Origin of the sequence: Amycolatopsis nigrescens CSC17Ta-90 (assembly GCF_000384315.1) — a bacterium.
In the GTDB taxonomy this organism is placed as follows: domain Bacteria; phylum Actinomycetota; class Actinomycetes; order Mycobacteriales; family Pseudonocardiaceae; genus Amycolatopsis; species Amycolatopsis nigrescens.
The window spans coordinates 2,410,160-2,429,862 of record NZ_ARVW01000001.1 but is presented as its reverse complement, the minus strand read 5'-3'; the positions used below and the strand labels follow the sequence as shown (position 1 = coordinate 2,429,862).

At 71.8% G+C, this 19,703-nt stretch carries 18 protein-coding genes; 8 read left to right on the top strand and 10 right to left on the bottom strand.

Annotation, left to right across the window (positions count from 1 at the left end):
- Positions 1-21: 21 nt before the first annotated feature.
- Positions 22-1,572: an LCP family protein gene (locus AMYNI_RS0111205; protein WP_020668101.1), complete on the bottom strand. Its 1,551-nt coding sequence runs from the start codon at positions 1,570-1,572 to the stop codon at positions 22-24.
- 155 nt (positions 1,573-1,727) lie between these two features.
- On the opposite strand from AMYNI_RS0111205, the gene rfbB reads away from it, so the two are divergent.
- Both rfbB and rfbD read left to right on the top strand, forming a co-directional pair.
- Complete coding sequence (rfbB, locus tag AMYNI_RS0111200; RefSeq protein WP_020668100.1) at positions 1,728-2,720, top strand: dTDP-glucose 4,6-dehydratase; 993 nt, start codon at positions 1,728-1,730, stop codon at positions 2,718-2,720.
- Positions 2,717-3,625: a dTDP-4-dehydrorhamnose reductase gene (gene rfbD, locus AMYNI_RS0111195; protein WP_020668099.1), complete on the top strand. Its 909-nt coding sequence runs from the start codon at positions 2,717-2,719 to the stop codon at positions 3,623-3,625. Before rfbB ends, rfbD begins: the two co-directional genes overlap by 4 nt.
- Before the next feature lie 40 nt (positions 3,626-3,665).
- Here rfbD and AMYNI_RS0111190 read toward each other — a convergent pair whose 3' ends face one another.
- The 3 genes from AMYNI_RS0111190 to AMYNI_RS0111180 are packed head-to-tail and all read right to left on the bottom strand — an operon-like array spanning position 3,666 to position 8,209.
- On the bottom strand, positions 3,666-4,748 hold the full coding sequence (locus tag AMYNI_RS0111190; protein ID WP_020668098.1) for a glycosyltransferase family 4 protein: 1,083 nt from the start codon (positions 4,746-4,748) through the stop codon (positions 3,666-3,668).
- Positions 4,741-7,257, bottom strand: a complete 2,517-nt coding sequence (locus AMYNI_RS0111185; protein WP_020668097.1) for a glycosyltransferase — start codon at positions 7,255-7,257, stop codon at positions 4,741-4,743. Before AMYNI_RS0111185 ends, AMYNI_RS0111190 begins: the two co-directional genes overlap by 8 nt.
- Before the next feature lie 37 nt (positions 7,258-7,294).
- On the bottom strand, positions 7,295-8,209 hold the full coding sequence (locus AMYNI_RS0111180; RefSeq protein WP_020668096.1) for a glycosyltransferase family 2 protein: 915 nt from the start codon (positions 8,207-8,209) through the stop codon (positions 7,295-7,297).
- An 18-nt stretch (positions 8,210-8,227) separates the two neighbouring features.
- On the opposite strand from AMYNI_RS0111180, the gene AMYNI_RS0111175 reads away from it, so the two are divergent.
- From AMYNI_RS0111175 to AMYNI_RS0111160, 4 genes are all read left to right on the top strand, one after another.
- Entirely contained in the window at positions 8,228-9,307 is a 1,080-nt protein-coding gene (locus AMYNI_RS0111175; RefSeq protein WP_026360304.1) for a glycosyltransferase family 4 protein, read from the top strand.
- A gap of 231 nt (positions 9,308-9,538) precedes the next feature.
- Entirely contained in the window at positions 9,539-10,672 is a 1,134-nt protein-coding gene (locus AMYNI_RS0111170) for a glycosyltransferase family 4 protein (RefSeq protein ID WP_026360303.1), read from the top strand.
- Positions 10,673-10,766: 94 nt separating this feature from the next.
- Complete coding sequence (locus AMYNI_RS0111165; RefSeq protein WP_020668093.1) at positions 10,767-12,131, top strand: polysaccharide lyase 6 family protein; 1,365 nt, start codon at positions 10,767-10,769, stop codon at positions 12,129-12,131.
- 38 nt (positions 12,132-12,169) lie between these two features.
- Positions 12,170-13,036 (top strand): glycosyltransferase family 2 protein, encoded by an 867-nt coding sequence (locus AMYNI_RS0111160; protein WP_020668092.1) that lies wholly within the window; start codon positions 12,170-12,172, stop codon positions 13,034-13,036.
- A 62-nt stretch (positions 13,037-13,098) separates the two neighbouring features.
- Here AMYNI_RS0111160 and AMYNI_RS0111155 read toward each other — a convergent pair whose 3' ends face one another.
- On the bottom strand, positions 13,099-13,518 hold the full coding sequence (locus AMYNI_RS0111155; RefSeq protein WP_026360302.1) for a hypothetical protein: 420 nt from the start codon (positions 13,516-13,518) through the stop codon (positions 13,099-13,101).
- Between the two features lie 151 nt (positions 13,519-13,669).
- Here AMYNI_RS0111155 and manB point away from each other — a divergent pair, with 151 nt between their 5' ends.
- A complete protein-coding gene (manB, locus tag AMYNI_RS0111150) occupies positions 13,670-14,749 on the top strand; it encodes a mannose-1-phosphate guanylyltransferase (RefSeq protein WP_020668090.1) in 1,080 nt (359 codons plus the stop codon).
- A complete protein-coding gene (locus AMYNI_RS0111145) occupies positions 14,749-15,651 on the top strand; it encodes a DNA-3-methyladenine glycosylase family protein (protein WP_020668089.1) in 903 nt (300 codons plus the stop codon). Before manB ends, AMYNI_RS0111145 begins: the two co-directional genes overlap by 1 nt.
- Before the next feature lie 24 nt (positions 15,652-15,675).
- Here AMYNI_RS0111145 and AMYNI_RS0111140 read toward each other — a convergent pair whose 3' ends face one another.
- Genes AMYNI_RS0111140 through AMYNI_RS0111120 form a run of 5 tightly spaced genes read right to left on the bottom strand, consistent with a single transcriptional unit; the run spans position 15,676 to position 19,682 of the window.
- Entirely contained in the window at positions 15,676-16,032 is a 357-nt protein-coding gene (locus tag AMYNI_RS0111140; protein ID WP_020668088.1) for a GntR family transcriptional regulator, read from the bottom strand.
- 33 nt (positions 16,033-16,065) lie between these two features.
- Positions 16,066-16,602, bottom strand: a complete 537-nt coding sequence (locus AMYNI_RS0111135) for an NUDIX hydrolase (RefSeq protein ID WP_020668087.1) — start codon at positions 16,600-16,602, stop codon at positions 16,066-16,068.
- Entirely contained in the window at positions 16,599-17,939 is a 1,341-nt protein-coding gene (locus AMYNI_RS0111130) for a coenzyme F420-0:L-glutamate ligase (protein WP_020668086.1), read from the bottom strand. The genes AMYNI_RS0111135 and AMYNI_RS0111130 overlap by 4 nt, the downstream gene beginning before the upstream one ends.
- Complete coding sequence (cofD, locus tag AMYNI_RS0111125) at positions 17,932-18,933, bottom strand: 2-phospho-L-lactate transferase (RefSeq protein ID WP_026360301.1); 1,002 nt, start codon at positions 18,931-18,933, stop codon at positions 17,932-17,934. Before cofD ends, AMYNI_RS0111130 begins: the two co-directional genes overlap by 8 nt.
- Complete coding sequence (locus AMYNI_RS0111120) at positions 18,930-19,682, bottom strand: GNAT family N-acetyltransferase (RefSeq protein WP_020668084.1); 753 nt, start codon at positions 19,680-19,682, stop codon at positions 18,930-18,932. Before AMYNI_RS0111120 ends, cofD begins: the two co-directional genes overlap by 4 nt.
- Positions 19,683-19,703 lie beyond the last annotated feature (21 nt).

Sequence of the window (19,703 nt, the reverse complement as noted above, 5' to 3'; positions counted from 1 at the left end):
TGGTCAAGATTAAGGCACCGGTCAGTTGACGCAGGGCACGCCACCGGCGGTGATCGGTTTCGCCGGTGGTTCGGCGGGCGTCGAGCTCGACGGGGGCGTGGTGGTCGAGCTGCTCGACCGCGGAACCTGCTGGTTCACCTGGCTCGGCGTGCCGTGGAAGTCCTTGCCGAGCAGCACCCGCAGATGCCCGGCGGCGACGTCGGCGTCCGGCTCGGTCTGCACCTTGCCGCCGAGCGCCTGCACGAGGGCCGCGGCGCCGGCTTCTTCGCCGGGAGCGTGCCGGACCACGCTGCTTGACCTTGTCGCCAGCTGTGCCGGCCCGCCGACCTTGAAACCCTTGCCCTGCAGCAGTTGCAGCGTGTTGTTGCCGATCCTGGAATCGCCGGTGGCGTTGAACAGCTCCACCGTGACGTCCTTGGCGGAGCCGGAGGCTTGTCCGCTCGGGGTCTGCCCGGTGCTCTGGGGCTGGCCGCCGTCGGTGACCAGCCCGGCGACGAAGCTCTGCACCTGCGCCGGGTCGACCCGCACCACGTCCGCGCCGCCGATGTTCGCCAGCCCCAGCACCGGGATGGTGCGGAACTCGACGTTGCCGCCGGTCAGCCCGCGCATCTGCTGGGCGAACTCCAGCAGGTCCCAGCCCGCGGAGAGCACCACGGACTTCTTCACCGCCTCGATCAGCTCACTGATCTTGATCGGGTTGGCCAGGACGTCCGGGGAGAGCACCCGGTTGGCCAGTCCGGAGAGGAACGCCTGCTGCCTGGCGATCCGGTCCAGGTCCCCGTTCGGCAGGTCGTAGCGCTGCCGGACGAAGGCCAGCGCCTGCACCCCCTGCACGGTCTGCTTGCCGGCGGGCAGGTCGATCCCGGACTTGCGCTCCTTGGCCGGGGCGTTCAGGCAGACGTCGATGCCGCCGATGGACTTCGTCACCTCGTAGAAGCTGGACAGGTTCACCTCGGCGTAGCGGTCGATCATGCCGGGCTTGCCGATGAACTGCTCGATGGTGGCGATCAGGTTCTTCCTGCCCGCGATCTTGGCCTGCTCGTCCACCTCTTTCAGGTCTGTTTCCCCCTGCTGCTGAAGGGTTTTCGAAGTGTCGTTGTAGGCGTAGACGTAGGCGCTGTTCAGCTTGTGCTTGCCGAACCCGCCGTTGATCTCCACGTAGGAGTCGCGGGGGAAGGAGAAGGCGACCGCTCGGCGGCCGTCCTGCGGGATGTGCATCAGGATCATGGTGTCGGTCTGCCGCTCGCCGTCTGCTTCGCCGGCGTGCAGCATGTCCAGCACCTCGCGGGGCAGCGAGTTGCCCTGGTTGTCGGTGCGGCTGTCCTGGCCGACCAGCAGGATGTCCACCGCGCCGTCCAGCGGCTTGGCCTGCACCTGCTGGCCGAACACGTCGGTGGTGGCAAGGCCCTCGTTGATGTCGCTGAGGAACATCCATCCGTAGCAGGTCAGCGCCAGTATGACGGCGGAGACCAGTGCGACAACGGTCTGGCCGCCGCGCAGCGCGAACACGGCGATACCGGATCGGCGCCGGGCACGGCGTCCCTTGACCGGTATCGGCGACCAGTCGGTCACGCGGCGCTCCTCCCAGCTTGGCCAGCTGCCCCCAGGCACACCAGTGGCACGACTCCACATTACTTGCCCGGCTGTAAGACGTACGTAGGCTGCCGAGGGTTGCCTGTAGTTTCTGGCAGACTGCGCGAGTCGGGACGAGGTGAAGGGCGGATCACATGCGCGTGCTGGTTACCGGGGGCGCGGGTTTCATCGGGTCGCATTATGTGCGGCAGATGTTGTCCGGCGCGTATCCGGCAATGGCCGAAGCCGAAGTAGTGGTGCTGGACAAACTCACCTACGCGGGCAACGAGCAGAACCTGGCTCCGGTGGCGGAAGATCCCCGTTTCCGATTCGTGCGCGGGGACATCTGCGATGCCGCGCAGGTGAACGAGGTGATGGCCGGGGTGGACCTGGTGGTGCACTTCGCCGCCGAGTCCCATGTGGACCGTTCGATCACCGGTGCCGCGGACTTCGTGCTCACCAACGTACTCGGCACCCAGATCCTGTTGCAGGCCGCGCTGCAGCACGAGGTCGGCAAGTTCGTGCACGTCTCGACGGACGAGGTGTACGGCACGATCGAGCAGGGCTCCTGGTCGGAGGGTCACCTGCTGGAGCCGAATTCGCCCTATGCGGCGACCAAGGCGTCCTCCGATCTGGTCGCTCGTTCCTTTTTCCGGACCTATGGGTTGCCGGTCTGCATTACCCGGTGTTCGAACAATTACGGTCCGTATCAGTTCCCGGAAAAAGTCATCCCACTCTTCGTGACCAATTTGCTGGACGGTCGCAAGGTGCCGTTGTATGGCGACGGCCTGAATGTTCGTGACTGGCTGCACGTGGATGATCACTGCCGGGGCATCCAGCTGGTCGCGGAAGGTGGCAGGGCCGGCGAGATCTACAACATCGGCGGTGGCACCGAGCTGACCAACCGCGAGCTGACCGAGCGGCTGCTGGCCGCGGTCGGCGCCGGCTGGGAGATGGTGGAGCCGGTGGCCGACCGCAAGGGGCACGACCGCCGCTACTCGGTGTCCATCGACAAGCTCGTGGCCGAGCTGGGCTACCGGCCGCAGGTGCCGTTCGAGCAGGGGCTCGCGGACACCGTGCGCTGGTATCGGGACAACCGCGGCTGGTGGGAGCCGCTGCGGGAGCGCGCCGCGCTGGCGGCCCGATGACCGGCCTGGCGCTGCTCGTATCCGGTGGCGGCGGCCAGCTCGGCGCCGATCTGGCCGCGCTGAACGGGCCGGAACTGGAAGTCGTCGCACCGGCGAGGGCCGAACTGGATCTGACCGAGACCGGCGCGGTGATCGAGGCGGTTACCGCGCTGGTGGAGCGCGCGGCGCGGGCCGGGCGACGGGCGGTGGTGGTGAACGCGGCCGCCTACACCGCGGTGGACGCGGCGGAAACCGATGAGGAGCGGGCGTTCGCGGTCAATGTGGACGGCCCGCGGGTGCTGGCCGCGGCCTGCTCGTCGCGCCGGGTGCCGCTGGTGCACGTGTCCACCGACTACGTCTTCCCAGGTGACGCCGCGCGCCCTTACCAGCCCGAAGACAAGCTCGGCCCGCGCAGCGCGTACGGCCGGACCAAGGCGGCTGGCGAGGACGCGGTGCTCGGCTCCGGCGCATCGGCCTGGCTGGTGCGCACCGCCTGGGTGTACGGCGAACGCGGCGGCAACTTCGTGAAGACCATCGCACGGCTGGAAAAAGAGCGCGAGACTGTGTCCGTTGTGGACGATCAGAGGGGTTCGCCGACCTGGTCCGCGGACCTGGCGGCTGGGCTGGCTGAGCTGGCAGGGCTGATCGCGGACGGCCGGGGGCCGGAGCGACGGATCCTGCACTGCACCGGCGGCGGTGAGACCACGTGGTTCTCCTTCGCGCGGGCCATCTTCGAAAAGCTCGGCGCGGACCCGGAGCGGGTGCGGCCCTGCGGTACCGACGAGTTCCCGCGCCCGGCGCCACGGCCGGCGTATTCGGTGCTGTCCAACGACTCCTGGACCGAAGCCGGGCTGACCGCGTTGCGGCCTTGGGACGACGCGCTTTCCGCCTTCTTCGAGCGCTACGGCGACCAGCTACGGTCGTGAGTGAAAAGTGTTGCCGGGGCAACACTTTTCACTCACGACCTCAGGCTAGGGCCATTCGGTAGGCGGAGATGGTGGCGTCTGCGCAGTGGCGCCAGGTGAAACCGGCCGCGTGCGCGCGCCTTGCCGCGGACGCGGAAGCCGCGTGCGGGCTGGACACCGCCTCGCGCAGGGACTCGACCAGCGCGTCCACGTCCAGGTAGGGCACCAGCGCGGCCAGCCCGCCGGAGACCTCGCGCAGGGCCGGGATGTCCGAGCACACCACCGGCACGTCGCAGGCCATCGCCTCCAGCACCGGCAGCCCGAAACCCTCGTCCCGCGACGGCAGCACCAGCGCGGCCGCACCGGCGACCACGCTCCGGAGGTCCACATCGGACAGATAGCCGAGGTGCCGCGCGCGGTCGGACTCCGGGAACGGGCCCGGGCCGGAGTAGCACAGCGGCGGCAGATCCGGCGCCGCGGCGTGCGCCTTGCCGAGCCAGTCGAGCCCCTTGCGTGGGCCCGCCGCGCCCACGAACAACAGGTACTCCTTCGGCAGCCCGAGCCGCTCGCGCAGCCCGTCGTTCGGCGGCCTGCCGGTGAACCAGCTCGGATCCACGCCGAGCGGGGTGACCACCACCTTCTCGCGCGCCACGGCGAGCCGTTCGGCCACCGCGTCGGCCACCGCCGCGGTCGGGGTGCAGATCACGTCCGCGCGCGCGGCGCCACGGCGGACCAGCTCCGGCAGCCCGCGGTCGCTCGGCGGCAGCTCGTCCGGGGCGTCCAGGAACGCGAGGTCGTGAATGGTCAGCACGCCGGCCGCGCGGACCATCCCGGGCAGCACGAAGTTGGTGCCGTGCACCACGTCGGTCGGCCCGGTGAACAGCTCGACCGGCGGGAAGGGCGAGCGCAGCCAGCAGGCCCGCAGCAGCCGCGCGGGGACCGGCACGCCACTGGCCCGCGCCCGGTGCGGCAGCACCTGCCGGAGCTTTCGCCAGCCCCGCAGGGTGAACGCCACCGCGCGCATGTCCACATCGGACCGTGAGGCGAGTTCTTCGGTGAGCGAGGCGGTGTAGCGGCCGATACCGGTGCGGGAGCCGAGCAGCGGGGTGCCGTCCAGCAGCACCCGGAGTGGCCGGTCAGCCATTCGCCCGTCCGCGCCTGGCCACCTTGACCACCCGGCCCGCGACCCGCCGGGCCAGCTCCTTCGGCCCGCCGTCGGCGAGGTACTCGCGCAGCAGCGCCACGTCGCGGCGGATCATTTCCTTGCCCCGCACCGGATCCGACACGGTCAGCGGCCCGGAACCCGGCAGCCGGTCGGCGGCAGGGCGCGGGTCGCGGCAGAACTCCACCAGCGGCGCCAGCGCGTTCGGCCAGGCGAACCGCTCGGCCACCGCGGCCATCCGCTGCCGGCAGCCCGCGACGAACTCGGCGTCGTACATCGAGCGTTCCAGCGCGTCCGCGAGGGCCTGGTCGTCCTCGGCGGGCACCACCACGCCGAGCCGCTCGTCGCGGACCAGGTCGGCGAACGCGTCCCCGTCGGTGGTCACGATCGGCAGCCCGGCCCACAGGTAGTCGAGCACCCTGGTGCGGAACGCGAAGGTGGTCTCCACGTGCTCGAAATGCGTGGTCACCCCGCAGTCGGCGTCCAGCAGCCAGTTCTGCCGCTCCTCGTAGGGCACCCAGTGCTCGTTGAAGAAGACGTGCTTGCCGGTCAGGCCGAGCCGTTCGGACAACTGCATGGTGCGGGCGCCGATGTCCATCTCGGCGACCTCGGGATTCGGGTGCCGCATGCCGAGGAACACCAGCCGCACGTCACCGTGGCGGGCCCGCAGCCGGTCGATCGCGCGGATCAGCGTCAGCGGATCGAACCAGCTGTACACCCCGCCGGCCCAGAGCACCACGTGGTCGGTCTCACCGATGCCGAGCGTGGCGCGCAGGCCGGGCCCGGTGCGCGCCGGCGCGGACGGGGAAAGGCCGAAGGGGACGACCGCGAGCAGCGACTGGGTGGTCGGGTCGGCGTCGTAGAGCTGGGGCGAAAGGCGGCCGAGCGCGGTCAGGTGGCCGAGCCAGAACAGCCGCTGCCGCTCGGACGCGCAGAGAAAGAAGTCCCCGCGCTCCAGCTGCGCGTCCAGCACCTTGGTGACGCCGATCAGGTCGGCGGACCGCACGTCGTCCGGCTTGCCCTTGCTCTGTTCGAGCACTTCCAGGTGCATCGGGTCGTACAGGTCGCAGACCACGATCTTGTGCGCGTGCTCCTTCTTCAGCGCGGGCGCCAGCTCCAGCACGTGGCCCTGCAGGATCACGATGTCGGCCCACTCGATCGGCTCGCCCAGCGTGCGCCGGGTGGCCGCGCTCACCGCGAACGGCGCCGGCGGCGGGTCGGCGATCGGGTTCACCGTGACCAGCCGGACCTCGTGCTCGCCGGCCAGCACGGACGCGATGTTCCAGGCCCGGATCGCGGGACCGGCCATCCGCTCGGTGATCGAGTCACCGGTTACCACCAGCACCTTGCGGCGATGCCCGAACAGCCCGTCGATGCCGAAGGCCTCGACCAGGATGTCGTGCGCCTCCAGGTACCGCGGCAACGGGTACGCGGGCTCCAAAGCCTTGCGCATCAACGGGATCAGGTCCGCGTCGGTGCGCACCCTGGCGGCCTGCTCGACCGCCCGCGACTCGGCGAGCGATGGCATCAGCTCGACGAACTGGTCGATCGCCAGCATCCCGGCCAGCGTGGTCCGCGGCACCTCGACCGGCTCGGTCTCCACCGGCCCGACCCCGCGCTCGAGGTCGAGCTGCCCGGCGTCGAGCTCCCCGCGCGCGGTGGCCCGGCGGACGGCCAGCGCGAGCGCCGCCGGCAGCGCCTTGGCCAGCGACTCGTCGGACAGGTTCTTGTACATTGCGGCAAGCGCGTTGCGCTCCAGCAGGAAGGTCTCGCGGCCGGTCTCCGGAGCGTCCACTTCGGACATCGTCGCGTGGTGCCGGTGGTAGGCGATCGACGACGGCAGGTAGCGGACCCGCCAGCCGCGCAGGTTCAGCCGCCAGCCGAGGTCCACGTCCTCGTAGAACATGAAGAACCGCTCGTCGAACCCGCCGAGCTCGGCGAACGCCCCGGCACGCACGAACATCGCCGAGCCGGTGCCGAAGAGCACGTCCTTGGCGACCTCGTGCTCACCTGGCGCCACCTCGGCCAGCGGCTGCCCGGCGTGTCGCTTGTAACCCATGCCGAACCAGGTCAGCCCGGCGTCCACGAAGTCGGTGCCGGTGCCGTCCCAGTCCAGCACCTTGCTGGCCACCGCGGCCACCCGCGGGTCGGCGGCCAGCTCCGCGACGGCCGCGCGGGCCCAGCCGGGGTCGGGGCGGGCGTCGTTGTTCAGGAAGGCCAGCACGCTGCCGCCGGCCTGCTTGGCGCCGAGGTTGCAACCACCGGCGAAGCCCAGGTTGGCGGCCGATTCGATGAGCTCCACCCCGGGGGCGGCGGCTTTGATCCTGGCCACGTCGTCCCCGCCGGAAGCGTTGTCCACGCAGAGCACTTCGAGCCGCGGGTAGTCCAGCTCCGAGGTCAGCGCGCGCAGGCAGGTGATGGTGTCCTCGGCGCCGCGGTAGTTGACCACGATCACCGAGACCAGTGGCAGCGCCTGTTCCCCCTGGCTCACGCGCGCTCCTTCCGGTTCCGCCGTTTGGGGGCAGAGCCTAACGGCCTGCCCAGGCGCGCCAGACCTCGCCTCGGCCCTGCGTGGAGCGCCGGGCGACGGCCCGCCGGGCGCGGAGTGCGGCTGGTAGCCGGACGATCACCTCGCCCAGCACGCGCAGCCGGAGGGTGAACCGGAAGTTCGGCGCGCCGGGCACGCCGCGCCGCAGCGGCAGCAGCGCGGTGAGTGCCGCGAACCTGGCCAGTTCGGTGCTGGCGACGGTGGCCGGGGCGCAGCGGAGCAGCATCAGCAGCCGGTTGCGTTCGTTCCACCGGTGGAACGAACGCGAGCCCGGCCGAGTGCTCGCGCCGTGCAGGTGCCGGACCCTGGCCGGTTCCACGGTGCGCACCGACCAGCCCGCCAGCCGCAGCCGCCAGGCGGTGTCGGTGTCCTCGTAGTAGCAGAAGAACTCGGCCGGCACTCCGCCCGCGGCGCGCAGCGCGTCCGTGCGCAGCAGGGCGGCGCCGCCGCAGAAGCCGAAGGTCTCTCCTGATACGCGCACGTCGGCGCCGTGGCCGTCCGCGGTCAGCCGGACCCCGAGCGACTGCGGGGAGCCGTCCGGATACTCCAGCCGGGAGCCGGCCGCAGCCGTGCCCGGGGCGGCGCGCAGCGCGTCCTCCAGCGTGCCGAGCCAGTCCGGTTCCGGTGCGGCGTCGTCGTTCAGCCAGGCGACCAGCGGTGTGTCCACAAGGGATAAAGCGGCGTGCAGCGCGCCGGCATAGCCGGTGTTGCGGGGAAGCCGGTGCACCCGTGGCGCGCTGGGATGGGCGGCGAGCAGTTCGGCGGTACCGTCGTCGGAAGCGTTGTCGATCACCAATGTCCGATGTGGACGGTCTTGGGCGGCGAGCGCGTCCAGGCACGCTGCCACGTGCTCCGCACCGCGCCAGGTGACCACGACCACGGTGGTATCGGCCATGACGGCACAATAGTGGCCGTGCCGGAACTGGTGGTCATCGCCGAGCAGCTGCTCGCCCCCGTGCCCGGTGGTACGGGCCGCTACACCGCCGAACTGCTGCGCGCGCTGGCCGCCACCGCCCCGCACGGCTGGACCGTGACCAGCGCGGTCGCCCGGCACGGTGACCTGGCCGCGGCCCGGATCGAGGGGGTCGCCGGGCCGAGGGTGCTGCCGCTGCCGAGGCGGGCGCTGACGCTGGCCTGGCAGGCCGGGGTGCCGCTGTGGCCCGGCGGCGACGCGGTGCACGCGCCAACCCCGCTCGCGCCGCCGAAGGCCCCGCGCGGCCGCACGCTGTCGGTGACCGTGCACGACACCGTGCCCTGGACCCACCCGGAGACGCTGACCCCGCGCGGGGTCAGCTGGCATCGGGCGATGATCACCCGCGCCGCCCGGTGCGCGGACGGGTTGCTGGTGCCGACCAGGGCCGTCGCCGACGAGCTAGCCGGGTACGTGCGCGCTTCGGCGCCCGTGCGGGTGGCCGGGCACGGGGTCGCGGAGGTGTTCACGGCACCCGTACCGGCGATGGAGCTGCCGGAAAGGTACGTACTGGCGGTCGGCACGATCGAGCCGCGCAAGGGCATCGACGTGCTGATCGAGGCCGTCGGACGGCTGGACGGTGTCCCGCTGCTGCTCGCCGGGCAGCCGGGCTGGGGTGGTCTGGACCCGCTCGCGCTGGCTCGCGCGCACGGTGCCGACGTCCGCTTGCTCGGCCGGCTGACCGACGGGGAACTGGCCGCCACCCTGCACGGGGCGAGCGTGCTGGCCGCGCCCAGCCTGGCCGAGGGGTTCGGGCTGCCGGTGCTGGAGGCGATGGCGGCCGGGGTGCCGGTGGTGCATTCGGACGCCCCAGCGCTGGCCGAGGTCGCCGGGGGAGCGGGGATCATGGTCCCCCGGCGGGACCCGGTGGCGCTGGCCACGGCGTTGTCCGAGGTCATCGGCTCGCCGGCGCGCTCGGCCGAGCTGGTCGAAGCCGGTCTGGCACGGGCCGCGGAGTTCTCTTGGGCAAGGTCCGCTGCGGCGGTGTGGCGCATTCATCAGCCGGAGGTGAAATCTGACTGAGAACTGTCGAAGTCTGGATACCGCCTCGGGTAAGTTGTGCGACGCGCCCGGCCGAAGGCATCGTGAACGCGGCTGCGGGTCGCTGACCTGCACGGGCCGGGATTGCCTCGGAAAGTCTCGACCCGTAGACGCGTTCGTCGATCGCGCGTCCTGAGGGAGCTGAGTTTGTTGATTCCTGACCAACTCTGCTCCGAACGGTCGTACGCTGCTCGCGTGGGATCCGAACCCAGCGTGCTGATCGACGCGACCGCCGTGCCGGCGGATCGTGGTGGGGTCGGGCGCTACGTGGACTCGCTGGTCGCCGCGCTGGACGCGGACGGCGCGCGGATCGCGGTGGTCTGCCAGCCACGGGACGCCCGGCTCTACGACCAGCTCGCGCCGCGTTCGCGGGTGGTGCCGACCGTGCAGTCCACCGCCACCAGGACCGCCAGGCTGACCTGGGAGCAGACCACGCTGCCGATGATGGCGCGACGGCTCGGGGTGGACGTGGTGCACTCGCCGCACTACACGATGCCGCTGGCCAGCCCGGCCGCTTCGGTGGTCACCCTGCACGACGCGACCTTCTTCACCGACGCCGTGCTGCACTCGTCGGTGAAGGCCCGGTTCTTCCGCGCCTGGACGGTCACCGCGCTGCGGCGGGCGTCGCTGTGCGTGGTGCCCAGCGTGGCGACCGCGAACGAGCTGGCCAAGGTCGTCCGGGTGCGCAACGCCGGGGTGGAGATCATCGAGCACGGGGTGGACGTGGACCGGTTCCACCCGCCGACCCCGCAGGAGGTGCGGGCCGCGCGGGACGCGGTCGGCCTCGGCAGCACCCCATACGTGGCTTTTCTCGGCGCGCTGGAGCCGCGCAAGAACGTGCCCGCGCTGATCCGCGGCTTCGCCAGGGCGGTGGCCGACCGGCCGAACCCGCCGGCGCTGGTGCTAGCCGGCCAGCCGGGCTGGGACACGCAGGTGGAGAAGGCGCTGGACGCGGTGCCGCACCGGCTGCGCGTGATCAGGGCCGGCTACCTGCCGTTCGGCACCCTGGCCGGTTTCCTCGGCGGCGCCGAGCTGGTCGCCTACCCGAGCCTCGGCGAGGGGTTCGGGCTGCCGGTGCTGGAGGCGATGGCGGCCGGGGCCTGCGTGCTGACCACCCGGCGGCTCTCGCTGCCCGAGGTGGGCGGGGACGCGGTCGCCTACTGCGGAGTGGGCGCCGGTGACGTGGCCGCCGCGCTGGGCGAGCTGCTCGACGACCCGGCCCGGCGGTCCGCGCTGGCCGCGGCCGCGCAACGCCGGGCGAAGGAGTTCTCCTGGTCCACCAGCGCCGAGCGGCACCGCACCGCCTACGGCCTCGCCCTCACCCGGCACCGCGCCCGCCGCTCGTGAGTGAAAAGTGTTGCCCCAACAACACTTTTCACTCACGACCTTGAGCGGGTAGGTTGTGGGGTGCCGCCGCCAGCGACCCGTGGGGAGTTTGGCGATGAGGCGAATCCTGCTGGTTTGCTCGCTTGTGCTGGGCGGGGTGCTGGTGCACGGACCGGCCGCGGCGGCCGTCACCAGGGTGGACAGCCTGCCCGAGCTGCAGGCCGCGCTGGACGCGGCCAAGGCCGGTGACCGGATCGAGCTCGCGGACGGCAGCTACCAGGCGAGTGGGGCGATCACGATCCGCCGGTCCGGCACCACTTCGGCGCCGATCACGGTGACCGCGGCGAACGTGGGCAAGGCCGAGATCCGCGGTTCCACCGGGTTCGCCTTTTCCGGCGGAGTGCATGACGTGGTGCTCGCCGGGTTCGGTCTCCGGCACGGCGGCTCGCTTTCGGTGCCGGCCAGCGCGCACCACCTCCAGATCACCCGGAACACCGTGCAGCTCAGCGGCGACGGCAACTGGCTCACGGTCAACGGAAATGACGTGCAGATCGACCACAACACATTCCAGAACCGCGGCAGCGCCGGCGTTTTCCTGCAGATCTCCGGGCCGGACGAGGACGTGGCCAAGCGGTCCTGGATCCACCACAACTACTTCTACAACCACACCTTCGGCGGCGCCAACGGCGGCGAGTCGATCCGGCTCGGCTACAGCCACAAGCAGTCCTATTCGGCGAAGGCGGTGGTGGAGCACAATCTCTTCGAGAAGGCCGACGGCGACTCGGAAGCGATTTCGGTGAAGGCTTCGGACAACGTGGTGCGGTACAACACGATTCGCGACAGCCGCGGATTCATTGTGCTGCGGCACGGAAACCGGACCACGGTCGAGGGCAACCTGCTCTACGGCGCGTCCGGGATCCGCTTCCACGGCAACGACCACCGGATCATCAACAACTACGTGGCCGCGACCGCGGGCCGGGGGATCGTCTTCGGTTCCGGCAGCGAGGCGGACAGCGGCCCGGACAGCAAGGAGCACGACCGGCCGGACCGGGTCACCGTCGCGTTCAACACGGTGCTCGGCACCAGCGCGGTGATCGACAGCGACGGCGGCGAGTTCAAGCCAAAGGACTGCGTGCTGGCGAACAACATCCTCGTCGGCCGCTCCGGCAAGCTGGTGGACATGGTCGGCGGGGCGACGGTGCGGTACGAGGGCAACATCGCCTGGGGCGCCGAGGCCGGGATGCCAGCCGACGGGCACCGGGCGGTGGACCCGAAGCTGGTGACGGATTCGGCCGGACTGTCACGCCTGGCCGCGGGCAGCCCGGCCGTCGACACGGCGGCCGGCAGCTACCCGTACCTGACCGCGGACTTCGACCCGCACCCCAGGACGGGCAAGCTCGACGTGGGCGCGGACGAGTTCGGCGGCACCGTCGCCAGGAAGCCGCTGACCAAGGCGGACGTGGGGCCGGCCGCGCCCTGAGCGAGTAGCGCTCGGTAGCCAGGGCACAATGTCTTGTCGTGACGGAGCCAGCACACTACGGCGACAAGATCGGCATTGTCGTCGTGACCTATTTCCCCGGTGAGACCCTGGAGGGTTTTCTCGACTCGCTCGAGAAGGCGACCACGCGCGAGGTGCGGGTGGTGCTCGCGGACAACGCCTCCGCCGACGGCGTCCCGGAGAAGGCCGCTGAGCGTCGGGAGAACGTGCACCTGCTCTCGATCGGCGAGAACCTGGGTTACGGCGGCGGCGCCAACCGCGGCGTCGCCGAGCTCGGCGACGAGTACGGCTGGATCGTGATCGCCAACGCCGACCTGGAATGGGAGCCCGGCTCGCTGGACGCCCTGCTCGAGGTCGCGGGGCGGTGGCCACGGGGCGGCGCGTTCGGCCCGCTGATCAAGGAGCCCGACGGCACGGTGTACCCGTCCGCCCGGCTGCTGCCGTCACTCGGCCGTGGGATCGGGCACGCGGCGTTCGGCAAGGTCTGGCCGGGCAACCCGTGGACCCGCGAGTACCGGCAGGAGCGGGCCACCCCGGTCGAGCGGGTGTCCGGCTGGCTCTCCGGCTCGGTCCAGCTGCTGCGCCGCGAGGCGTGGGACTCGGTGGACGGCTTCGACACCCGGTACTTCATGTACTTCGAGGACGTGGACCTCGGCGACCGGATCGGCCGCGCCGGCTGGCAGAACGTGTACGCGCCCTCGGCCGCGGTGATGCACATCGGCGGGCACTCCACCGCACGCGCACCGGCGAAGATGCTCGCCGCGCACCACGCCAGCGCCTACCGCTACCTGGCCGACCGGCACCAGGGCCCGCTGTGGAAGCCGGTGCTGGCCGCCGTCAAACTCGGCCTCGCCCTGCGCCTCAAACTCGAAACCCGCCGCAAGTAGCGCGCCCTTAAGACCACCATGAGGGCGTTGGACGCCCCTATGGTGGCCTTAAGGGACTTGGGCTAGATGCCGTCCAGGCGGCGGGAAAGGTTGGAGCGGCCGGAGCTGGTCTGCTTGGTGGTCGGGATCAGCCCGTCGATCCGCTCTTCACGGACCTCGGCGGCGGGCACCGGCCGGGGCGGCTGCACCGGCAGCGGCTTGGTCACCGGGTTCCCCGAAGATTCGGCGCCGGGCTGCTCGAGCCGGTTGGTCGGCTGCGACGACGCCAGGTGGTGATCGTCGTTCTCCTCGATCAGCTTGGCCGGCAGCTGCGCGGTGGTGTCCGGGTCCTGGCTGCGGTCGATCTCGGCGACCACGGCTCTGGCGATCTGCTGCGTGTTGGACGCGTCCATCGGCGAGGTCGCGTTATCCGGAGTGACCACGAAAGCACCGCGCGCCCGTGCCCGAGAAAGCAGAGCGTCCGCCCGATCGCGGGGGTCCATCCCCTAGGCCTCCCGACTCGACCCGAGGCCCTCTTGGACGAGGGCACCCTCTGTGCTGTCTAGGGTAGGCCCTCAGGGCCGTTGCCGTCAGTGTTTCACACGGTTTGTCGCTCACCGGTGGGTCTCACCGGCCGGATGGAAGGATCTTGGCATGGCGTCCGATCTCGGCGTCGACGCGGTGGTACTCGTCGGCGGTAAGGGCACCCGGCTGCGCCCGCTGACGCTGTCCGCGCCGAAGCCCATGCTGCCGACTGCCGGCGTGCCGTTCCTCAGTCATCTGCTGTCCCGGATCCGCGACGCCGGGATCCGGCACGTGGTGCTCGGCACCTCGTACCGGGCCGAGGTGTTCGAGGAGTACTTCGGCGACGGTTCGAAGCTGGACCTCGAGCTGGAATACGTGGTGGAGGACGTCCCGCTGGACACCGCGGGTGCGATCCGCAACGTGGCGGGCAGGCTGCGCGCGGAACACGCGCTGATCTTCAACGGCGACATCCTCTCCGGCGCCGACCTCGGCGCACTGGTCCAGACCCATCGGGACGCGGCGGCGGACGTCACCCTGCACCTGCAGCGGGTGGCCGATCCCAGCCGGTTCGGCTCGGTGCCCACCGACGAAACCGGGCGGGTGCTGGAGTTCCTGGAGAAGACGCCGAACCCGCCCACCGACCAGATCAACGCCGGTTGTTACGTGTTCCGCCGCTCGGTGATCGAGTCCATTCCGGCCGGACGACCGGTTTCGGTGGAGCGGGAGACCTTCCCCGGGCTGCTGGCCGCCGGGGCGCACATCCACGGTTTCGTGGACGACTCGTACTGGCTGGACGTCGGCACCCCGGAGGCGTTCGTGCGCGGGTCCGCGGACCTGGTGCGCGGGCTGGCACCGACCTCCGCGCTGCCCGGCGAGGTGGGCGACTCGCTGGTGCTGGGCGGGGCGCTGTGCGGCGCCGGGGCTTCGGTGACCGGCGGTGCCACCCTGGGTAAGGGCTGCACGGTCGGGCCGCGGGCCGAGGTGGCGGGCTCGGTGCTGTTCGACGGCGCCACCGTCGGCGAGGACGCGGTGGTCGAGCGCTCGGTGCTCGGCGCCGGTGCTGAGGTAGGCGCGGGCGCGGTGCTGCGCGGGGTGGTGCTCGGGGACGGCGCCAAGGTCGGCGCGGGCTGCGAACTGACCGACGGGGCCAGGGTCTGGCCGGGGGCCGAGCTGCCGGACGGTTCGATCCGGTTCTCCAGCGACGCTTGATGTTCTGGCGCCCGCCGTATCCACTCGACCTCGCCGCGGTGCTGGCGCCGCACCAGCGCGGCCGGGGCGACCCGTGCCTGAAGCAGGACGATCGCGGGGTGGCGTGGCTGGCCGGCAACACCGCGGACGGGCCTGGCACGCTCGCCGTCCGGGGCGTCGGCGGTACCGTTGCCGAGGTCGAGGCGCAGGCGTGGGGACCGGGTGCGCAGCGGATGCTGGACGGGCTGCCCGCACTGCTCGGCGCTGAGGACGACGACGGCGGCTTCATCTCGCACCACGACGCGGTCGCGGCCGCCCGGCGGGGCATGCCGGGGCTGCGGATCGGGGCCAGCGGCCGGGTCTGGGACGCGCTGATGCCTGCGGTGCTGGAGCAGAAGGTGACCGGGATCGAGGCCAGGCGGTCCTGGCGTGAGCTGTGCCGGTGGTACGGCGAGCCGGCGCCGGGCCCGGTGCCGGCCGGGCTGCGGGTGCCGCCGTCCCCGCGCGCCATTATGTCCATTGTGGACTGGAAGTGGCATCGCGCCGGGGTTGATCTCAGCCGCCGGAAGGCGCTGGTCTTCGCCGCGCAGGTGGCGCACCGGCTGGAACGGGCCGTCGAGCTTGGCGGCGCCGAGGGGCGTGCGCTGCTGCGGAAGGTGCCCGGGATCGGCGTGTGGACCGCGGCCGAGGTGGCGCAGCGCGCCTGGGGCGACCCGGACGCGGTCAGCTTCGGCGACTTCCACATCCCGGCCATCGTCGGGCACGCCCTGGTCGGCGAGCCGCTGGACGACGCCGGCCTGCAGGAGGTGCTGGCGCCCTACGCGCCGCAGCGCCAGCGGGTGGTCCGCTACCTCGAAGCCGCCGGCTACTCCCGTCCCCGCTTCGGCCCCCGCTACGCCGTCCGCGACTACCGCGCCATGTAAGGGCAAATAGCCGACTTTTTGCCCTCAGCGGTCCAGGGCAGCGCGGACGATGGTGAGCGCCTCTTCGGTGGATAGTCCGAGGCGGCGGGCGATCGCGGCGTACTCGACGGCGGCCTGCTGGGCACGACGGCGGCTCTCGTCGCCCGAGGCGCCGACGAAACTGCCGGCCCGGCCCCTCGTCTCGATCAGCCCGGCCTCCTCCAGCTCCCGGTAGGCGCGGGCGATGGTGTTCGGCGCGATGCCGAGGTCGGCGGCCAGCTTGCGCACGGTGGGCAGCTTGGCGCCGACCGGCAGCGAACCGTCGTTGATCCGGCCTGCCAGGCCGGCGCGCACCTGTTCGTACGGCGGTACCGGGGAGGTGCTGTCCACGCTGACGATCACCGGACCACGGTAATCCCGATCGTGCGCGAGCTGCTACGGCCGGTGGGTGGCGGCGGCGAAGAGCTCGTTGAGGTCCTCCGAGCCGGCCGGCAGCGCGCCAAGCGGCCACCAGCGGAGATCCTCGGACTCGTCGCTGCGCACCGGTTCCGCGCCGCGCGGCGCCCGCACCACGAAACGCACGTCGAAGTGCCTGGTCGGCACGCCGAGCGAGCAGGTGATCGGGTGCACGTCCAGGTGGACCGGCTCCGGCTCGATGGTCAGCCCGCTCAGCCCGGACTCCTCGCCGGCCTCCCGCAGCGCCGCCTCGGCCAGCGTGCCGTCCTCCGGCTCGCAGTGCCCGCCGAGCTGCAGCCAGCGCCCGACCCGCGGGTGCAGGGTGAGCAGCACCCGCTCGCCGTCGGCGTCGAGCACCACCGCCGACGCGGTCAGATGCCCCGCTTCGCAGGAGCGCGTGCAGGAGTCCTCCCGCGCCGACAGGAAGCCGAGGAACGCCTGGCGCAGCGACTCCTGCGCGGCCGTGTCCGGCCGCCATTTGTCCAGAGTGGACAGTGCTTCTTCGTGCAAACTCACAGCTCTAGCAACCCCTCACCTAGTTCGCGCGGCGGTCGCGGCTGCGGCGGGCCGTCCACCGGATGGCCGATGGCCACCGCGCCCAGCGGCTGCCAGCCCGCGTCAAGGCCCAGCGTCCCGCGCACCACGTCCGCGGCGAAGATGGTGGAGCCGATCCAGCAGGAGCCGATCTCCTCCGCGGCCAGCGCCACCAGCAGGCCCTGCACCGCGGCACCGGCGGCGACCGTGAACATGGTGTGCTCGCAGGCGTTGCGCCGCGCGTCCGGATAGGTGTGCGCGCCCTCGGGCACCAGGAACGGGATAACCACCTCCGGCGCGTCGAACAGGATGTCGCCGCGGCTGAGCCGCTTGGCGATCTGCGCCTCGGTGAACTCGTCGCCGGCCAGGTCGGCCCGCCAGTCCTCGCGCATCGCTTCCAGCAGCTTGCGCCGCAGGCCCGGCTCGCGCAGCCAGACGAACCGCACCGGCCGGGTGTGGTGCGGCGCGGGCGCGGTGAGCGCGGCACCGATCGCGCGGCGCAGCACCTCGGGGTCGACCGGCTCGGCGCTGAACCGGCGGACCGAGCGGCGGGTGAGCACCGCCTCCCGGCGGCCCTGCGCGATCGCCTCGGTGGTGCCGAGCCGGAACAGGTCCTCGTCCACCGGACGGACCAGGTCCTTCGCCGTGGCCTGCGAGTCCACAAGGGACAGACCGCGGACGATCGCAACCGGGTTGCCGCCGAGTTTGCCCTTGACCAGGTCGGCCGCCGCGGCCAGCTCGTCCGCGATCGCCACCTCGGTGACCGCCAGCTCGTTGCCCTGTACGTCCACCTCACCGGCGTAGGAGTGCAGCACCTCGACCCCGCTGGCGCCGATCGCGGCGTCGGTCTGGCCGACCCGCCACGCGCGGCCCATTGTGTCGGTGATGACCACCGCGACCTCCACCCCGAGCCGCTCGCGCAGGCCGTTGCGCAGGGCGAGTGCGCTGGCGTCCGGGTCGGCGGGCAGCAGCGCCACCTCGTTGGTGGCCACGTTGGAGGCGTCCACCCCGGCCGCGGCCTGCACGATGCCGAGCCGGTTCTGGGTGATCGCGGTACGGCCGATCCTGGCGATCACCCGGACCGACTCCTCCTCGATCAGCTTCCGCCGCGCCGCGTCCCTCGCCTCGGGATCGGCGGGCACGGTGACCAGCCTGCCCTCGATCTTGGACACCACCTTGCTGGTCACCACCACCACGTCGCCGGAGCGCAGCCAGCGGGCCGCGTCCGCGATCGCGCCGGTCAGGTCGTCGCCGGGCCGGAACTCGGGCAGTCCTTCCACCGGCAGGATCTCCAGCCGGCTCGCCGCGTGATCAGTCAAGGTCCACTCCGGAAAGGTGCAGTGCCGCGCGCGCCATCGCCGCCGTTGCGTCCACATCGGACATGACCAGCGGGACCGCCCGCACGGCGACCCCCGGTACGTCCACGGACTCGCCGGAGGACACCAGCCAGCCGTCCAGCAGGCCCTCGTCGGAGGTCTGCCGCGAGCCGTAGTGCCGCCCGACCGCCTCCGCGGAGGTCTCCACGCCGATCGCGGTCAGGCAGGCGTCGGCCATGCCGCGCAAGGGTTTGCCGCCGATGATCGGGGAGATGCCGACCACGCCGGCACCGGTCTTGCGCAGGGCGTCCCGCACCCCCGGCACGGACAGCACGGTGCCAACCGACACCACCGGGTTGGACGGCGCGAACAGCACCGCGTCCGCCTCGCCGATCGCGTCCAGCACCCCCGGCCCCGGCGAGGACTCGTCCGCGCCGACCGGCACGATCGAGTGCGCCGGCAGCTCCGCCCGGTAGCGCACCCACCATTCCTGGAAGTGCAGCGCCTTGCGCTGCCCCTGTTCATCCGGGTCGTCCACCACCACGTGCGTCTCCACCCGGTCGTCCGACATCGGCAGCAGCCGGACCCCCGGCCGCCACCTGGCGCAGAGCGCCTCGGTGACCGCGGAGAGCGGATACCCGGCCCGCAGCATCCTGGACCGGATCAGGTGGGTGGCGATGTCCTTGTCGCCGAGGCCGAACCAGCTCGGCTCGGCGTCGTAGGCCGCCAGCTCCTCCTTCACCGTCCAGGTCTCCCCGGCATGTCCCCAGCCGCGGGCGGTGTCGATGCCGCCGCCCAGGGTGTACATGCAGGTGTCCAGGTCGGGGCAGATCCGCAGGCCGTGCAGCCAGACGTCGTCCCCGGTGTTCACCAAAGCGGTGATTTCATGCTCCGCCCCGTCTTCGGCTTCCCCGATCGGGGGCAGGCCGAGCGCGGCCTTCACGCCGAGCAGGAACCGGGCGCCGCCCACTCCGCCGACTATCACGACAACCTTCACAGTGTCGGATCCTCGCACGCGTCGGTGGGTGCGGGCACCCAGTATCGGTACCGGTGATGTTCGGTGAAGCCCAGTCCGGCGTACAGCGCCAAAGCCGAGCCGTTGTCCACCGCGACCTGCAACACGCACGCCGTCGCGCCGCGTGACCGGCCCCAGGTGCCGGCCGCGTTCATCAGCAGCGTGGCCAGGCCACGGCGCCGGAAGTCCGGATGCACCGCCAGCCTGCTGATGTGTAGCAGGTCGGCGGCTATCGCGGCCCGCACCACACCCGCGGTGACGCCGTCCACCACGGCGACCCCGTAGCCGATCTCACCGGTGGTGAGCACGTGGCGTTCCGCTGCCGTGGGCGTCGCGGTGCCCGCGGTCAGCTCCCACCAGCCGGGAGTGGGTTCGTCGAGCACGGTGACGCCGGGTGAGTCCGCCTCGCCGGGCCGGCCGAGCAGCACGCTCACCAGGTGCCCGGCGGCGTGCCCGGTGTTCGGCACCCAGCCGGCGGCCTGGATCTCCCGTTCGGTCCCGCTGCCCGAGAGCACCTGGACCACCGGCGGAATGTGGTTCCTGTGGGCGAATTCACAAACCAGGCGCAGCGCCTCGGGCACGGCGACGCCGGGATCGCCGACGGCCAGCGCACTGTTGGCACGGCCGGTGAAGCCGTCCGCGGCGCGCAGCCGCCAGTCTCCGATCTTGTCCTCGACCAGTGCCGGCCAGGCGTCCGCGCAGGCTCGTTCGATCGTCTCGCTGGAGTGCACGACTACATTGTGCCCAGAGGG